Raw genomic sequence first — 15,671 nt, forward strand, 5'->3', positions numbered from 1 at the left:
GGGGACGCCCGGAGCCCTGCCCCGCCTTCCCCTGCGGAGCAGCCTCGTCGTCCAGCCGCAGTGTCAGCGAGATCCGCTTGCGCGGGATGTCGACGTCCAGCACCTTCACCTTGACGATGTCCCCGGGCTTCACCACGTCCCGCGGGTCCTTGACGAACGTCTTCGACATCGCGGAGACGTGCACGAGCCCGTCCTGGTGGACACCGACGTCCACGAACGCCCCGAAGGCCGCGACGTTCGTGACGACGCCTTCCAGCACCATCCCGGACGACAGGTCGGAGATCTTCTCGACGCCCTCCTTGAAGGTGGCCGTCTTGAAGGCGGGCCGCGGGTCACGCCCCGGCTTCTCCAGCTCCTTCAGGATGTCCGACACGGTCGGCAGACCGAACGTCTCGTCCACGAAGTCACCCGGCTTCAGCGACCGCAGCACCGACGTGTTGCCGATCAGCGACGCGACCTCGCTGCCCGACTGCTTCACCATCCGCCGGACCACCGGATACGCCTCGGGGTGCACGCTGGAGCCGTCCAGCGGGTCGGTACCGCCCCGGATCCGCAGGAAGCCCGCGCACTGCTCGTACGCCTTGGGACCGAGCCGCGCCACGCCCTTCAGCTCCGAGCGGGACGTGAACGGCCCGTTCGAGTCGCGGTGCGCCACGATGTTCTCCGCCAGCCCGGACGAGATGCCGGAGACCCGGGCGAGCAACGGCGCGGAGGCCGTGTTGACGTCCACGCCCACGCCGTTCACACAGTCCTCGACCACCGCGTCCAGCGACCGCGACAGCTTCACCTCGGACAGGTCGTGCTGGTACTGCCCGACACCGATCGACTTCGGGTCGATCTTCACCAGTTCGGCGAGCGGGTCCTGGAGCCGCCGCGCGATCGAGACGGCACCGCGCAGCGAGACGTCCATGCCCGGCAGTTCCTGCGAGGCGAACGCCGACGCCGAGTACACGGACGCTCCCGCCTCGGACACCATCACCTTCGTGAGCTTCAACTCCGGGTGCCGGCCGATCAGTTCCCCCGCGAGCTTGTCCGTCTCGCGCGACGCCGTGCCGTTACCGATCGCGATCAGCTCGACGGCGTGCTCCTTGGCGAGCCGCGCGAGCTTGGCGAGGGCCTCGTCCCACTTGTTGGCGGGGACGTGCGGGTAGATCACGTCGGTGGCGACGACCTTGCCGGTCGCGTCGACCACGGCGACCTTCACGCCTGTACGGAAGCCCGGGTCGAGCCCCAGCGTCGAGCGCGTCCCCGCCGGGGCGGCGAGCAGCAGGTCCCGCAGGTTCGCCGCGAACACGTCGACCGCCTCGTCCTCGGCGGCCGTACGCAGCCTGAGGCGCAGGTCGATACCGAGGTGCACGAGGATCCTGGTGCGCCAGGCCCAGCGGACCGTGTCCGTCAGCCACTTGTCGGCGGGGCGCCCGCGGTCGGCGATCCCGAAGCGGTGCGCCACGATCCCCTCGTACGACGACGGGCCGTCCGTGGGCTCCTCGGGCTCCAGGACCAGGTCGAGGACATCCTCCTTCTCGCCGCGCAGCATGGCGAGGATGCGGTGGGAGGGCAGCTCGGTGAAGGGCTCGGCGAAGTCGAAGTAGTCGGCGAACTTGGCGCCCGCCTCCTCCTTGCCCTCCTTGACCTTCGCGGCCAGCCGCCCGCGCACCCACATGCGCTCACGCACCTCGCCGATCAGGTCGGCGTCCTCCGAGAACCGCTCGGTGAGGATCGCCCGGGCGCCGTCCAGCGCGGCCTGCGGGTCGGCGACCCCCTTGTCGGCGTCCACGAACGCCGCGGCCGCGGCGAGAGGCTCCACAGTCGCGTCGCCCAGGAGCCCCTCGGCCAGCGGCTCGAGCCCCGCCTCGCGAGCGATCTGCGCCTTGGTGCGCCGCTTCGGCTTGAACGGAAGATAGATGTCCTCCAGCCGCGCCTTGGTCTCGGCACCACGGATCTGCGCCTCGACCTCGGGCGTCAGCTTGCCCTGCTCACGCACCGAGTCGAGGATCGCCGTCCGCCGCTCCTCCAGCTCCCGCAGATAGCGCAGCCGCTCCTCGAGCGTGCGCAGCTGCGCGTCGTCGAGCATCTCGGTCGCTTCCTTGCGGTAGCGGGCGATGAAGGGCACGGTCGAACCGCCGTCGAGCAGCTCTACCGCGGCCTTCACCTGCCGCTCCCGTACGCCGAGCTCCTCGGCGATCCTGCCTTCGATGGACCCTACGAGGGGTGTCGTCACGATCCCGTACCGCCTTCTTCACTGAGGTTGCGCGGCAATTGTGGCAGGCGGCACCGACAACGGAGGAGCAGGGCGTGGTGACAGCCGTCAGACGCGGCGAGCCCGTCCACCGCGTCGCGCGGACCCCGAGAGCCCGCTGAGGAGCCGGGCAACGGCGCGGAACGGCAGCGTCACCACGGTGGCGATCGCCGCCCCGATCTGCCGCAACACGTCTGCGATCGCACGGAACACGTCAAACCCCTTTCGTCTCCCGGCCGTTACGGCCGGAAGGACACCGGGTACCGCGGATCGTCCCGGCCATGCCCGAGAGCCCGCCGCAAGAGGCCGGCTCTCCGCCGCCTCAGCCCTTGCCGACCATGCCCTCCGGGAACGCGCCCGCGGCGAGCACCGCCGTCAGGAGCCCGCCGGCCAGCTCGGTGAGCCGTTCGACGCCCGCCGCGCCCAGGTGCTCGTACGGCGCCCGGTCGAGCCGGTCCGTCTCGGTCTCGATCTCCTGGCGCAACGCGACGCCCGCCTCCGTCAGCTCGCCCTCGGAGTCCAGCACGCCCCGTTCCCGCAGCCGCGCCACGGCCGTGTCCCAGTCGTGCCGCGCCCAGCCGCGCGTCCTCAGCGCCCACTTCGGCGCCATGCCCTTGCCCGTCGCCGTATGGCTCACCAGGGCCTCCACCGGGTCGAGGCCCGCGTCGAGCAGTACCGCCAGATGACCGTCGCCCCGGTGCTCGCGCAGCAGCGTCGCCCCGTGCCACAACGCGAGGTGCGGCTCGTCCGGCACCGGCAGATCGGCGTGCGCGGCATACAGGGGGCGCGCGGTCCTGCCGCACGCTTCGGCCGCACGCAGCGCCAGCTCCGCCGCCTCGGCCACCTCCTTGGAGGCGAGTACCTCCTCGCCGAGCAGCCTCCGCAGCGTGGCGTCCACGGCACGCGCGCGTGCCGCGAGCACGACCGACGGGGACGCGCTCTCCCACACCGCGGGAACGTGCCGCGCCACCAGCTCGTGCCGGAAGTTGTAGAACGTGGCCGTCACGACGCCCGCGGTCACCGGCCCCATCGCGGCGGCCCGCACCGCGAAGTACGCCGCGCCGGGGTCCTCGACCCCGACAGCGGCCAACTCGCGCCCGAGATCCGGTGAGAAGTAGTGCGTGGAGTGGAGGGGGTTGAGGACGTTGTGACAGCGCCGGCCCGCTCGTTCAGGGAGAGGTGTGGTCATACGCCAAGGCTACCGACTGGTTGGTATGTCAGTAAACACCGGCAAACACATGGCAGGACACCTGGCAGAACACATGGCAGAAAAGGTGGGGAACTCGTCATTGCGGCCATGACCCCGCCCGCCAACAATCGAAGGCATGCGAACCGTGCTGGTCGTCCTCTTCGACGACGTACAGAGCCTCGACGTCACGGGCCCCGTCGAGGTCTTCAACGGCGCCGAACTCCACCACCCCGGGACGTACCGCATCACGACGGCCTCGCTGGACGGCGCCCCCGTACCCACCACCAGCGGCCTCACGCTCGTCCCGGAGCACGCCCTCGCCGACGCCCCCGTCCCGCACACCCTGCTCGTCCCCGGCGGCCAGGGCACCCGGCGCCCCGCACCCGAACTCGTCGCGTGGCTGCGCGAGCACGGCCCGCGCGCGGAGCGGCTCGTCTCGGTGTGCACCGGCGCGATCCTGCTCGCGGAGGCGGGCTTCCTGGACGGGCGCCGCGCGACGACCCACTGGGCGTACTGCGACAAGCTCGCCCGGGACCACCCGGAGATCGAGGTCGACCCGGACCCCATCTACGTACGCGACGGAAACGTCGCCACCTCCGCGGGCGTCACCTCGGGCATCGACCTCGCCCTCGCGCTCGTCGAGGAGGACCTCGGCCGGGACACCGCGCTCTCCGTAGCTCGTCACCTTGTCGTCTTCCTCCGGCGGCCCGGAAACCAGGCCCAGTTCAGCGCCCAGCTCGCGGTGCAGACGGCCCAGCGGGAGCCGTTGCGCGAGGTGCAGCAGTGGATCACCGAACACCCGGGCGGCGATCTGTCCGTCGAGTCGCTCGCCGCCCGCGCCCGTCTCTCGCCGCGCCACTTCGCGCGCGCGTTCCAGGCCGAGACCGGTATGACGCCCGGCCGGTACGTCGACCGCGTCCGCCTCGAACACGCCCGCCGCCTCCTGGAGGACACCGCCGACGGCGTCGAGGAGATCTCCCGCGCCTGCGGCTACGGCACGCCCGAAGCCATGCGGCGCGCCTTCCTCAGGACGCTCGGGGCGGGCCCGGCGGAGTACCGGCGCCGCTTCCGCCCGGCACCCGCACCCACCCTCTGAAGCTCACCGAAGCACATCGAAGCTCACGGAAGGAACCCCATGCAGATCGCGATCGTCCTCTTCGACCGCTTCACCGCTCTGGACGCCGTCGGCCCGTACGAGATCCTGAGCCGTGTCCCGGACGCGGAGACCGTCTTCGTCGCCGAGGAGGCCGGCCCGGTCCGTACCGACACCGGATCCCTGGCGATCACGGCCGACAGGAGCCTCGCGGACGTGCCGAACCCCGACATCGTGCTGGTCCCGGGCGGCCCCGGCCAGAGCGACCAGATGGAGAACGAGACCCTTCTGAACTGGCTGCGCGCCGCCGACGGCTCCAGCACCTGGACGACCTCCGTGTGCACCGGTTCCCTGCTGCTCGCCGCCGCAGGGCTCCTGGAGGGCCGCCGGGCGACCTCGCACTGGCTGGCGCTGGAGCAGCTCACGAAGTTCGGTGCCGAGCCCACGGGGGAGCGGGTGGTCTTCGACGGCAAGTACGTCACCGCGGCCGGCGTCTCTTCCGGCATCGACATGGGGCTCACCCTGCTGGGCCGGATCGCGGGCGACGAACACGCCCAGACCATCCAGCTGGTGACGGAGTACGACCCGCGGCCGCCCTACGACGCCGGGTCCCCGCAGAAGGCACCCGCGCACATCGTCGACGCCCTGCGCGCGAGGAGCCGCTTCGTCCTCACATAGGAAACCGGAGTTCACAGGCTCCAGGTGAACCGCGGCGCCCGGCGCTCCAGGAACGCGGCGACGCCCTCCGCGGTGTCGCCGCTCCCGCGCGCCTGCTCGGCCCAGTGGGCGTCCCGGTCCGTCCGGCCGTTGGCGAACTCCTTGGCCGCCGCCTGTGTCAACTGTGAGCGGGAGACCAGTACCCGGGCGAACTCCCCGACCCGCTTGCCGAGTTCGCCCTCCGACAGCACCTCGTCCACCAGGCCGGTCCGCAGTGCCCGCGCCGCGTCGATCAACTCTCCCGAGAACAACAGGTACTTGGCGGCCCCGGGCCCCACCAGCGACACCAGCCGCCGTGTGGAGGACGCCGGATAGACGATCCCCAGCTTCGCCGGAGTCACCCCGAACAGTGAGCCCTCCTCCGCGAACCGCAGGTCGCAGGCCGCCGCGAGCTGGGACCCGCCGCCCACGCAGTACCCGCGGATCGCCGCGAGGGAAGGCTTCGGGAAGGCGGCGAGCGCCTCCTCCGCGAGCTCGGCCAGCCCCTGCGCCTCGTCCGGTGAGCCCCGCAGCGTCGATATGTCGGCACCGGCGCAGAAGGTGTCACCCTCGCCGGTGAGCACGAGCGCCCGTACGGCGCGGTCCGCGGCCAGCTCGTCGAGCAGTGGCGGCAGCGCCCGCCACATCCCGGCCGTCATGGCGTTGCGCTTGGCCGGATGGTGGATGACGACGGTGGCGACCCCGTCCGTGACGCTGTGCAGCAGCTCCATACGCGGATGCTATCCGGCACCCGCGCACGTACGATCAAGGAGGGGCCCGGCGTGAGGAGGCCCCGATGACACGGACGAAGCATGACGAGGCCGCCGGTCTGCGCCGCGGCTTCAGCTGGATCGGCGCACTCGGCGTGATCCTGGTAGCCGCGGGACTCGTGGGACTCCTCTACACCGCTTTCGCCACCCTGACCACGATGCTCCTGTTCGGCTGGCTGCTGCTGGCCGGCGGCGTGGTCGGCCTGCTGCACGCGGTCCAGGCCCGCGGCACCAATTTCTTCTGGCTCGGCGTGGTGGTCGCCGCCCTGAACATCGCGGCCGGTGTGGTCCTCATCCGCAGGCCCGAGGCGGGTGCCGAGGCCCTCGCCATGTTCGGCGCGCTGCTGTTCCTGGCCGGCGGGCTGTTCCGGGTGGTCGGCAGCCTCATCGTGGTGCGTGGCCCGCAGTTCGGCTGGACCCTGGTCCAGGGCGCCTTCGGGCTGCTCCTCGGCATCGTGGTGCTGGCCTCCTGGCCGAGCAGCAAGTACGTCATGGGTACGTTGTTCTCCCTCGCGCTGCTCTTCGACGGGCTCGGCCTGATCGCGACCGGGTTCGGCGGGCGGCGCCTCGTCGGCATGGTCTCGGACCGGCTGACCGCCGAGAAGAAGACGGACGACCCCGGCGCCAAACGCGTACAACCCGAATAACTCCAAAGGCGGCACGAGGCGAACAGGTGCGGTCGCGGCGCCGACTGTGCCGTTCACAGACGGGTGGAAAGCCGTCGATACACGCTGACTTCTGTTCAGTGTCCCGGTCTGCCTTTATGCGTTCCCAACACTCGACGTGTGGTGACAATCGAGCGCAAGGGTGGCGACCGGACGATGGACGACCAGGGGCGAGGGCCGAGCCCGCGCCCTGAGGGCGGCGGGGTACCGACCCCCGACCGCCGATCGCCGGGACCACTGCCGTACGAAGGGGTCTGGCGGTTCACCGCTCCGGCCGTCGACGCCTCGGTGCCGCAGGCGCGGCGCGCCGTCCGTGACCTGCTCGCCCGCCAGGGCGTGCCCGTCACGGACGACCTGGGTCATGGGCTGCTGCTGATCGTCTCCGAGCTGGTGACCAACGCGGTCAAACACGCGGCGGTGCTGTCGCCGACGATCGCCGTGGAGGTCGCCGTCGGAGCCGACTGGGTGCGCGTCGCGGTGGAGGACAACCACCCCTACCGCCCGACCGCCCTGGAGACGGACCACGCCCGCACCGGCGGCCGGGGACTGCTGCTCGTCCGGGAGATCACCCGGGAGGCGGGCGGCGTGTACGACGTGGAGCACACGGCCGGCGGCGGCAAGGTGATCTGGACCACCCTGCCGCTGCACCCCGTACGCCTCGTCCCTCCAGGGCCCGAGGGCCTGTTCTGAGGGCCGGTCCGGCTCACCAGCCCGCGGCCGCGCCCGTCAGTTCCCTGACCGCCGGGCGGGCCGCGTCCAGGACGGTCATGAACCAGGCGGAGAAGGGGTCCTTCGCATGCCGCTCCGCCAGCTCGGTGGGCGTCACGAAGGCCGTCTCCCCGACCTCCTCGGGATCGGGCCGCAGCGGGGACTGCACCAGTCCCACGAAGAGGTGGTTGAACTCCTGCTCCACCAGGCCCGAGTGCGGGTCCGGGTGGTTGTAGCGGACGGTGCCCGCCTCGGCGAGCAGCGACGGGGAGACCCCGAGCTCCTCGTACGTCCGCCGGGCCGCCGCCGCGAAGGGCGCCTCGCCCGGGTACGGGTGGCCGCAGCAGGTGTTGGACCAGACACCGGGGGAGTGGTACTTGCCCAGGGCGCGTTGCTGGAGCAGCAGCCGCCCGCGTTCGTCGAAGAGGAAGACGGAGAACGCCCGGTGCAGTTGCCCGGGCGGTTGGTGGGCGGCGAGCTTCTCCGCCGTGCCGATGGTGGTGCCGTCCTCGTCGACCAGTTCCAGCAGGATCGCTTCCGTGGTGCTGTTCTGTGAACTGTGCATCGCGGTGGCAGGTGTGATCGGCATACCCATCCTTCGCCTCGTACGTCGAACCTCAAGTCTGCCGTACGAAACCGGCACACCCGGCACTTCGCGCCGCTCCGCATGTCCCGCCGAGCCGGATGCCGTACACCGGATGCCCGAGAACATGCATCAACTCAGTGGCAGAGCTTCGCCTCGTGCTCCGCGTGACCGCTCGGTTCCAGCTGGAAGGTGCAGTGCTCGACGTCGAAGTGGTCGCCGAGGCAGCCCTGGAGCTCGTGCAGCATCTTCTCGTGGCCGATGGCGCCCAGCGTCTCGAAGCTGACGACCACGTGCGCGGAGAGGACCGGCATACCGGAGGTGATGGTCCAGGCGTGCAGGTCGTGGACGTCCTCGACGCCGGGCAACGCCAGGATGTGCGTACGCACCTCGGCCATGTCGACGTTCTTGGGCGCCGACTCCAGCAGCACGTCGAGGGTCTCGCGCAGCAGCTTCACCGTACGGGGGACGATCATCAGGCCGATGACGAGCGAGGCGATCGGGTCGGCTGCCTGCCAGCCGGTCGTCAGGATGACCAGTCCGGCGACCAGCACCGCCACGGAGCCCAGCGCGTCCGCCACCACCTCCAGGAACGCGCCCCGCACGTTCAGGCTCTCCTTCTGTCCCCGCATCAGCAGCGTGAGCGAGATCATGTTCGCCACCAGACCCACCAGCGCGAACGCGATGGCGAGCCCGCCCTTGGTCTCGGCCGGTGTGACGAAGCGCTCGACGGCCTCGAACAGGAGGAAGCCGCCGACACCGAGCAGCAGCACGCAGTTGGCGAGCGCGGCGAGGATCTCGGCGCGTGCGTACCCGAACGTGCGCCGGTCGCTCGCCGGGCGGCCCGCGAAGTGGATCGCGAGCAGTGCCATGGCCAGCCCCACGGCGTCGGTGGCCATGTGGGCCGCGTCCGCGATGAGCGCGAGCGAATCGGCGAGGACGCCGCCGACGATCTGGAGCACCATGACGGTGAGCGTGATCGACAGCGCGACCCGCAGCTTCCCGCGGTACGCCGCCGTCGCCGTACCGCCGGCGGGCGCTCCGTGCGCGTGCCCGTGATCGTGCCCTGCCCCCATGATTCCGCCCTTCCGTGTTCGTTCGGGATCACCAGTGAACTACGGGTGGGGGGTATGAGGCAACGCGGCACTGAACACCGTTGTCATGTGCCCTGACCTGCGGAAACGAATCGCAGGTCAGGGCGTCGTAGAGATCATCCGCCGTGGTGCAGGCGCCATCCGGCCCAGGCCGATTCGACCATCTCGCGTACCCCGCGCCGGGCCGTCCAGCCCAGCTCCCGGGCGGCCAGTTCGGCCGAGGCGACCGCGCGCGGCGAGTCCCCCGGGCGGCGCGGCTCGACGAGCGGGGGCCGGCGGTCACCGCTCACCTCGCCGATGAGCGTGATGAGTTCGCGGACCGAAACGCCCTCGCCGCGGCCGATGTTGACCGTCAGATCGCCCGTGGCGCCCCCGGTCAGCCGCCGGGCCGCCGCGACGTGCGCGTCGGCGAGGTCGGCGACGTGGATGTAGTCGCGGACGCAGGTGCCGTCCGGCGTCGGGTGGTCGTCGCCGAAGATGCGCGGAACCTCACCGCGGGTGAGCCGGTCGAAGACCATCGGGACTATGTTGAGGACACCGGTGTCGGCCAGCTCCGGCGCCGCCGTGCCCGCCACGTTGAAGTAGCGCAGACACACGGTCGCGATGCCGTGGGCCCGGCCCGCCGCCCGCACCAGCCACTCCCCGGCGAGTTTCGTCTCGCCGTACGGGTTCACCGGCGCGCACGGGGTGTCCTCGGTGATGAGCTCCACATCCGGGTTGCCGTACACCGCCGCGGACGAGGAGAACAGGAACCGCCTGACGCCCGCCTCGGCCACCGCTTCCAGCAGTGTCGCGAGACCGCTCACGTTCTCCTGGTAGTAGCGCGTCGGCTGCGTCACGGACTCACCGACCTGCTTGCGGGCCGCGAGATGCGCCACACCCGTCACGGAGTGCTCGGCCAGCACCCGCTTCAGCAGGTCGCCGTCCAGCGCCGAACCCCGCACCAGCGGAATGTCCTCGGGGAGCCGGGTGGGCACCCCGGTCGACAGATCGTCGAGCGCGACCACGCGTTCCCCGGCACCGGCCATGGCCCGCGCTACGTGTGCCCCGATGTACCCGGCTCCGCCTGTGATCAGCCACGTCATGGCTCCCCACCCTATGCCGCGGCCCAAGCGCCGTACGCAATGCCACATATTGCCCTGATCTGCGATGACATGTGCGACGGCGGTTTGTCGCGCGGGGCCGGAATCCCCGATGATGATCGCAGCGGAGGTCCAGCAGACCGGGTTGAGCAGGCCATGAACGGCCGGTGAACGCTCCATTCCCATCATCCGATAGCCTCTGCCGACACGCCGCCCGGCCGCAGTGGGCCAGGGATGCCCCCACACGCACACGCCCGGCGCCACCGCGTCGGCACCCAGGGAGTGAGTTCGTCTGTCGACCGCCATCCTCACCGGTCAGCCGGTCCCCGGATCGTCGCTGGAGGGCGATCTGCGGTCGCTCGGCTTCGACGTGCGGGTCGCCTCCGACGCCGGTGACGCCGAGACGCTCCTCGCCCAGGTCCCCGCCGGACACCGGGTCGCCCTCGTCGACGCCCGCTTCGTGGGCCACGTCCACGCGCTGCGCCTGGGCCTGACCGACCCCCGCTTCCCGGCCGCCGCACTGCCGGGCGCCGTGACCGTCCAGCCCGCCGCCCGGCAGGCCCTGACCCGTGCGGTGGCCCGCGAGAGCTCCGCGACCACGGGCAGCACGGCCCTCGCCGTGGACAACCTCGCCGACGGCCTCGCCACCGCCCTCGACGCGGACGGCGTCCCCGTGCACCGCCCCGACCTCGGCACCCTCGTCGCCACGGTCCCCACCGACCCCCAGGCCCGCAACGAGGCTCGCCAGGCCGTGGCCGCCGTCGACGACGAGGCCGTCCGGCTGCGTACGGCCGTGAAGTCCCGCGACGGCTTCTTCACCACGTACTGCATCAGCCCGTACTCCCGCTACATCGCGCGCTGGTGCGCCCGCCGCGGTCTGACCCCGAACCAGGTCACCACCGCGTCCCTGCTCACCGCCCTGATCGCGGCGGGCTGCGCGGCCACCGGCACCCGCGGCGGCTTCGTCGCGGCCGGCGTGCTGCTCCTCTTCTCCTTCGTCCTCGACTGCACCGACGGACAGCTCGCCCGCTACTCGCTGCAGTACTCGACGCTCGGCGCCTGGCTCGACGCCACCTTCGACCGGGCCAAGGAGTACGCCTACTACGCCGGTCTCGCCCTCGGCGCGGCCCGCGGCGGCGACGACGTGTGGGCGCTCGCACTCGGCGCGATGGTCCTGCAGACGTGCCGTCACGTCGTCGACTTCTCCTTCAACGAGGCGAATCACGACGCGACCGCCAACACCAGCCCCACGGCGGCCCTTTCGGACAAGCTCGACAGCGTCGGCTGGACGGTGTGGATACGCCGGATGATCGTGCTGCCGATCGGCGAACGCTGGGCGATGATCGCCGTGTTGACGGCGGCCACGACTCCTCGTATCACCTTCTACGCACTGCTCATCGGGTGCGCGTTCGCTGCGACTTACACCACAGCGGGCCGTGTGCTGCGGTCACTTACGCGCAAGGCGCGGCGCACGGACCGCGCGGCCCAGGCCCTGGCGGACCTCGCGGACTCGGGACCGCTCGCCGAAGCGGTGGCGCACGCTCTGCGTCGCATCGGCGTCAAGGGGGAGAAGTTCGGCTCCGGGCTCTCGGGCGCGGCGGGTGCTGTCGTCCTCCTGGGCTTCTGGACCTGGGCGGAGTCCTACGGGAGTTGGCTGCCCGTCGTCTTCGCGGTGATCTACGTCCTCAACGCGGGCGCCGCCGTCGTGCGTCCCCTCAAGGGCGCCCTCGACTGGCTGATTCCGCCCTTCTTCCGTGCCGCCGAATACGGCACCGTCCTGCTACTGGCGGCCAAAGCCGATGTGAACGGGGCGCTTCCCGCGGCTTTCGGGCTGGTGGCGGCCGTCGCCTACCATCACTACGACACGGTGTACCGCATCCGCGGCGACGCCGGCGCGCCGCCGCACTGGCTGGTGCGGGCGATCGGCGGGCACGAAGGCAGGACGCTGCTGGTCACCGTCCTGGCCGCGCTGCTCGCGCCCACAGAGTTCACCGTCGCGCTCACGGCTCTCGCCGTGGCCGTGGCACTGGTGGTGCTCGTCGAGAGCATCCGCTTCTGGGTGACCGCCCATAAAACCGGCGCACCCGCCGTACACGATGAAGGAGAACCCGCATGATCGGCCTCGTGCTGGCGGCCGGCGCCGGACGGCGTCTGCGCCCCTACACCGACACGCTGCCCAAGGCACTCGTGCCGGTGGGACCGGAGGGCAACGAGGACAGCATCACTGTGCTCGACCTCACCCTCGGCAACTTCGCCGAGATCGGCCTGACCGAGGTCGCGATCATCGTCGGGTACCGCAAGGAGGCCGTGTACGAGCGGCGCGAGGCCCTGGAGCAGAAGTACGGCCTCAAGATCACCCTCATCGACAACGACAAGGCCGAGGAGTGGAACAACGCCTACTCCCTGTGGTGCGGCCGTGACGCCATCAAGCACTCGGTGATCCTCGCCAACGGCGACACCGTGCACCCGGTCTCCGTCGAGAAGACCCTGCTCGCCGCCCGTGGCGACGGCAAGAAGATCATCCTCGCCCTCGACACGGTGAAGTCCCTCGCCGACGAGGAGATGAAGGTCGTCGTCGGCCCTGAGGGCGGCATGACGAAGATCACCAAGCTGATGGACCCGGCCGAGGCGACCGGCGAGTACATCGGCGTCACCCTCATCGAGGGCGAGGCCGCCGACGAGCTGGCCGACGCGCTGAAGACCGTCTTCGAGACCGACCCGCAGCAGTTCTACGAGCACGGCTACCAGGAGCTCGTGAACCGCGGCTTCCGCATCGACGTCGCGCCCATCGGCGACGTCAAGTGGGTCGAGATCGACAACCACGACGACCTCGCCAAGGGACGCGTGATCGCGTGCCAGTACTGACGAGGCTCATCCCCTCGCCGATCGTCGTCGACATCCGCGCGGGCGCGCTCGACGACCTGGCGACGGTCCTCGCGGACCAGCGGATCTCGTCGTCCGGCCGGCTGGCCGTCGCGATCAGCGGCGGCTCCGGCGCCGTGCTGCGCGACCGGATCTCCCCGGCGCTGCCGGACGCCGACTGGTTCGAGGTCGGCGGCGGCACCCTGGACGACGCGATCAAGCTGGCCGACGCCATGAAGCGCGGCCGCTACGACGCGGTCGTGGGCCTGGGCGGCGGCAAGATCATCGACTGCGCCAAGTTCGCCGCCGCCCGGGTCGGGCTGCCGCTGGTCGCCGTCGCGACGAACCTGTCGCACGACGGCCTGTGCTCGCCCGTGGCGACGCTCGACAACGACGCGGGCCGCGGCTCCTACGGTGTGCCGAACCCGATCGCGGTCGTCATCGACCTCGACGTCATCCGCGAGGCCCCCGTCCGCTTCGTGCGCTCCGGTATCGGCGACGCCCTGTCCAACATCTCAGCGGTCGCGGACTGGGAGCTCGCGGCCCGCGAGAAGGGCGAGGCGATCGACGGTCTCGCGGCCGCCATGGCCCGCCAGGCCGGCGAGGCCGTACTGCGCCACCCCGGCGGCGTCGGTGACGATGGCTTCCTCCAGGTGTTGGCCGAGGGCCTGGTCCTCACCGGTATCTCGATGTCGGTCGCGGGCGATTCGCGTCCCGCCTCGGGTGCCTGCCACGAGATCAACCACGCCTTCGACCTGCTCTTCCCCAAGCGCGCCGCCAGCCACGGCGAGCAGTGCGGACTGGGCGCGGCCTTCGCGATGTACCTGCGCGGGGCGCACGAGGAGTCCGTGTTCATGGCCCAGGTGCTGCGCCGGCACGGTCTGCCGGTGACGCCGGAGGAGATCGGCTTCACGGTGGACGAGTTCGTCCAGGTCGTGGAGTTCGCCCCGCAGACCCGGCCCGGCCGCTACACGATCCTCGAACACCTCGACCTGTCCACCGACCAGATCAGGAACGCGTACGCCGACTATGCCAAAGCCATCGGTAGCTGAACTCCGGCCGGTCGTTCACCCCCCGGGTGTGAAGGACCGGCGGAGCGGCGAGCACTGGGCCGGCCGGCTCTACATGCGCGAGATCTCCCTGCGCATAGACCGGCACCTGGTGAACACGCGGGTCACGCCCAACCAGCTGACCTACCTGATGACCGTCTTCGGTGTCCTCGCGGCCCCGGCACTGCTGGTGCCGGGGATCCCGGGCGCCCTGCTCGGTGTGCTGATGGTTCAGCTCTATCTGCTGTTCGACTGTGTCGACGGCGAGATCGCGCGCTGGCGGAAGCAGTACTCGATCGCCGGGGTCTACGTGGACCGCGTCGGCGCCTACCTCTGCGACGCCGCCGTGCTGGTCGGCTTCGGCCTGCGCGCCGCCGACCTGTGGGGCACCGGGCGGATCGACTGGCTGTGGGCCTTCCTCGGCACCCTCGCCGCCCTCGGCGCCATCCTGATCAAGGCCGAGACGGACCTCGTCGGGGTCGCCCGGCACCAGACCGGGAAGCCGCCGGTCCAGGAGTCGGCCTCCGTGCCGCGTTCCTCCGGCGTGGCGCTGGCCCGCAAGGCCGCCGCCGCGCTGAAGTTCCACCGGCTCGTCCTGGGCGTCGAGGCGTCCCTGCTCATCCTGGTCCTCGCGGTCCTGGACCAGGCCCGGGGCGACCTGTTCTTCTCGCGGCTCGGCGTCGCCGTACTGGCCGGCATCGCGCTCCTGCAGACGCTGCTGCACCTGGTGTCGATCCTCGCCTCCAGCAGGCTCAAGTGAGCAGCGGCATGAAGGTCGGCGCGGTCATCATCACCATGGGCAACCGCCCCGACGAGCTGCGCGCCCTCCTCGACTCGGTCGCCAAGCAGGACGGCGACCGGGTCGAGGTGGTCGTCGTCGGCAACGGCTCTCCCGTGCCGGAGGTCCCCGAGGGCGTACGCACCGTCGACCTGCCCGAGAACCTCGGCATACCCGGCGGCCGCAACGTCGGCATCGAGGCCTTCGGCCCGGGCGGGACCGACGTCGACATCCTGCTGTTCCTCGACGACGACGGCCTGCTGGCCCGCAACGACACCGCCGAGCTGTGCCGCGGGGCCTTCGCGGCCGACCCCGAGCTCGGGATCGTCAGCTTCCGCATCGCCGACCCGGACACCGGCGTCACCCAGCGGCGCCACGTGCCCCGCCTGCGGGCCTCCGACCCGATGCGCTCCTCCCGGGTGACCACGTTCCTCGGCGGCGCCAACGCCGTTCGTACGAAGGTTCTCGCCGAAGTCGGCGGACTTCCGGACGAATTCTTCTACGCCCACGAGGAAACCGACCTGGCATGGCGGGCCCTCGACGCGGGCTGGATGATCGACTACCGGTCCGACATGGTGCTGAACCACCCCACGACCGCGCCCTCCCGGCACGCGGTCTACCACCGCATGGTCGCGCGCAACCGGGTCTGGCTCGCCCGCCGTAATCTCCCCGCGCCCCTGGTGCCGGTCTACCTGGGCGTCTGGGTGCTCCTGACACTGCTCCGCAGGCCCTCACGGCCCGCACTGAGGGCCTGGGTCGGCGGCTTCAAGGAAGGCTGGACGACCGCGTGCGGTCCCCGCCGGCCCATGAAGTGGCGTACGGTGTGGCGTCTGACCCGACTGGGCCGGCCTCCCGTCATCTGA

General features: G+C 71.1%; 16 protein-coding genes. 9 read left to right on the forward strand and 7 right to left on the reverse strand.

Annotation, left to right across the window (positions count from 1 at the left end):
- The 3 genes from FNH08_RS05770 to FNH08_RS05775 all read right to left on the reverse strand — a co-directional run.
- Window positions 1-2,221, reverse strand: a 2,221-nt coding sequence (locus FNH08_RS05770) for a Tex family protein (RefSeq protein WP_322723785.1), incomplete at its 3' end; no start/stop codon positions are given.
- Between the two features lie 87 nt (window positions 2,222-2,308).
- Entirely contained in the window at window positions 2,309-2,452 is a 144-nt protein-coding gene (locus FNH08_RS50610; protein WP_194238388.1) for an LPFR motif small protein, read from the reverse strand.
- Window positions 2,453-2,561: 109 nt separating this feature from the next.
- Window positions 2,562-3,428 (reverse strand): SCO6745 family protein, encoded by an 867-nt coding sequence (locus FNH08_RS05775; RefSeq protein ID WP_152770162.1) that lies wholly within the window; start codon window positions 3,426-3,428, stop codon window positions 2,562-2,564.
- A gap of 136 nt (window positions 3,429-3,564) precedes the next feature.
- Between FNH08_RS05775 and FNH08_RS05780 the strand changes: the two genes are divergently transcribed.
- Window positions 3,565-4,524 (forward strand): GlxA family transcriptional regulator, encoded by a 960-nt coding sequence (locus FNH08_RS05780; protein ID WP_152770163.1) that lies wholly within the window; start codon window positions 3,565-3,567, stop codon window positions 4,522-4,524.
- A 39-nt stretch (window positions 4,525-4,563) separates the two neighbouring features.
- Window positions 4,564-5,199: a DJ-1/PfpI family protein gene (locus tag FNH08_RS05785; protein ID WP_152770164.1), complete on the forward strand. Its 636-nt coding sequence runs from the start codon at window positions 4,564-4,566 to the stop codon at window positions 5,197-5,199.
- 11 nt (window positions 5,200-5,210) lie between these two features.
- Here the strand turns inward: FNH08_RS05785 and FNH08_RS05790 are convergent, their stop codons facing one another.
- Entirely contained in the window at window positions 5,211-5,948 is a 738-nt protein-coding gene (locus tag FNH08_RS05790) for an enoyl-CoA hydratase/isomerase family protein (RefSeq protein ID WP_152770165.1), read from the reverse strand.
- A 65-nt stretch (window positions 5,949-6,013) separates the two neighbouring features.
- Here FNH08_RS05790 and FNH08_RS05795 point away from each other — a divergent pair, with 65 nt between their 5' ends.
- A complete protein-coding gene (locus FNH08_RS05795) occupies window positions 6,014-6,634 on the forward strand; it encodes an HdeD family acid-resistance protein (protein ID WP_152770166.1) in 621 nt (206 codons plus the stop codon).
- Between the two features lie 174 nt (window positions 6,635-6,808).
- The gene (locus tag FNH08_RS05800; protein WP_152770189.1) at window positions 6,809-7,342 is read left to right on the forward strand and encodes an ATP-binding protein; all 534 of its coding nucleotides are present in this window, start codon (window positions 6,809-6,811) and stop codon (window positions 7,340-7,342) included.
- A gap of 13 nt (window positions 7,343-7,355) precedes the next feature.
- Here FNH08_RS05800 and idi read toward each other — a convergent pair whose 3' ends face one another.
- From idi to galE, 3 genes are all read right to left on the reverse strand, one after another.
- Window positions 7,356-7,949, reverse strand: a complete 594-nt coding sequence (idi, locus tag FNH08_RS05805) for an isopentenyl-diphosphate Delta-isomerase (protein ID WP_152770167.1) — start codon at window positions 7,947-7,949, stop codon at window positions 7,356-7,358.
- Window positions 7,950-8,080: 131 nt separating this feature from the next.
- Window positions 8,081-9,019: a cation diffusion facilitator family transporter gene (locus FNH08_RS05810; RefSeq protein WP_152770168.1), complete on the reverse strand. Its 939-nt coding sequence runs from the start codon at window positions 9,017-9,019 to the stop codon at window positions 8,081-8,083.
- Window positions 9,020-9,153: 134 nt separating this feature from the next.
- Complete coding sequence (gene galE, locus FNH08_RS05815) at window positions 9,154-10,122, reverse strand: UDP-glucose 4-epimerase GalE (RefSeq protein ID WP_152770169.1); 969 nt, start codon at window positions 10,120-10,122, stop codon at window positions 9,154-9,156.
- Between the two features lie 289 nt (window positions 10,123-10,411).
- Between galE and FNH08_RS05820 the strand changes: the two genes are divergently transcribed.
- Genes FNH08_RS05820 through FNH08_RS05840 form a run of 5 tightly spaced genes read left to right on the forward strand, consistent with a single transcriptional unit; the run spans window position 10,412 to window position 15,671 of the window.
- Entirely contained in the window at window positions 10,412-12,235 is a 1,824-nt protein-coding gene (locus tag FNH08_RS05820; RefSeq protein ID WP_152770170.1) for a DUF5941 domain-containing protein, read from the forward strand.
- Entirely contained in the window at window positions 12,232-12,984 is a 753-nt protein-coding gene (locus tag FNH08_RS05825) for a phosphocholine cytidylyltransferase family protein (protein ID WP_152770171.1), read from the forward strand. The genes FNH08_RS05820 and FNH08_RS05825 overlap by 4 nt, the downstream gene beginning before the upstream one ends.
- A complete protein-coding gene (locus FNH08_RS05830; RefSeq protein ID WP_322723788.1) occupies window positions 12,972-14,033 on the forward strand; it encodes an iron-containing alcohol dehydrogenase family protein in 1,062 nt (353 codons plus the stop codon). Before FNH08_RS05825 ends, FNH08_RS05830 begins: the two co-directional genes overlap by 13 nt.
- Before the next feature lie 28 nt (window positions 14,034-14,061).
- Entirely contained in the window at window positions 14,062-14,790 is a 729-nt protein-coding gene (locus FNH08_RS05835) for a CDP-alcohol phosphatidyltransferase family protein (RefSeq protein ID WP_407704338.1), read from the forward strand.
- A gap of 8 nt (window positions 14,791-14,798) precedes the next feature.
- Window positions 14,799-15,671 (forward strand): glycosyltransferase family 2 protein, encoded by an 873-nt coding sequence (locus FNH08_RS05840; protein WP_152770190.1) that lies wholly within the window; start codon window positions 14,799-14,801, stop codon window positions 15,669-15,671.

The organism is Streptomyces spongiae, from assembly GCF_009377185.1.
In the GTDB taxonomy this organism is placed as follows: Bacteria; Actinomycetota; Actinomycetes; order Streptomycetales; family Streptomycetaceae; genus Streptomyces; species Streptomyces spongiae.

Excerpts from the sequence above, each read along its gene's own strand:
- FNH08_RS05775 (WP_152770162.1), bottom strand. The coding sequence starts at position 3,428 with ATGACCACACCTCTCCCTGAACGAGCGGGCCGGCGCTGTCACAACGTC.
- FNH08_RS05780 (WP_152770163.1), top strand. The coding sequence starts at position 3,565 with ATGCGAACCGTGCTGGTCGTCCTCTTCGACGACGTACAGAGCCTCGAC.
- FNH08_RS05785 (WP_152770164.1), top strand. The coding sequence starts at position 4,564 with ATGCAGATCGCGATCGTCCTCTTCGACCGCTTCACCGCTCTGGACGCC.
- FNH08_RS05790 (WP_152770165.1), bottom strand. The coding sequence starts at position 5,948 with ATGGAGCTGCTGCACAGCGTCACGGACGGGGTCGCCACCGTCGTCATC.
- FNH08_RS05795 (WP_152770166.1), top strand. The coding sequence starts at position 6,014 with ATGACACGGACGAAGCATGACGAGGCCGCCGGTCTGCGCCGCGGCTTC.
- FNH08_RS05800 (WP_152770189.1), top strand. The coding sequence starts at position 6,809 with ATGGACGACCAGGGGCGAGGGCCGAGCCCGCGCCCTGAGGGCGGCGGG.
- idi (WP_152770167.1), bottom strand. The coding sequence starts at position 7,949 with ATGCCGATCACACCTGCCACCGCGATGCACAGTTCACAGAACAGCACC.
- FNH08_RS05810 (WP_152770168.1), bottom strand. The coding sequence starts at position 9,019 with ATGGGGGCAGGGCACGATCACGGGCACGCGCACGGAGCGCCCGCCGGC.
- galE (WP_152770169.1), bottom strand. The coding sequence starts at position 10,122 with ATGACGTGGCTGATCACAGGCGGAGCCGGGTACATCGGGGCACACGTA.
- FNH08_RS05825 (WP_152770171.1), top strand. The coding sequence starts at position 12,232 with ATGATCGGCCTCGTGCTGGCGGCCGGCGCCGGACGGCGTCTGCGCCCC.
- FNH08_RS05840 (WP_152770190.1), top strand. The coding sequence starts at position 14,799 with ATGAAGGTCGGCGCGGTCATCATCACCATGGGCAACCGCCCCGACGAG.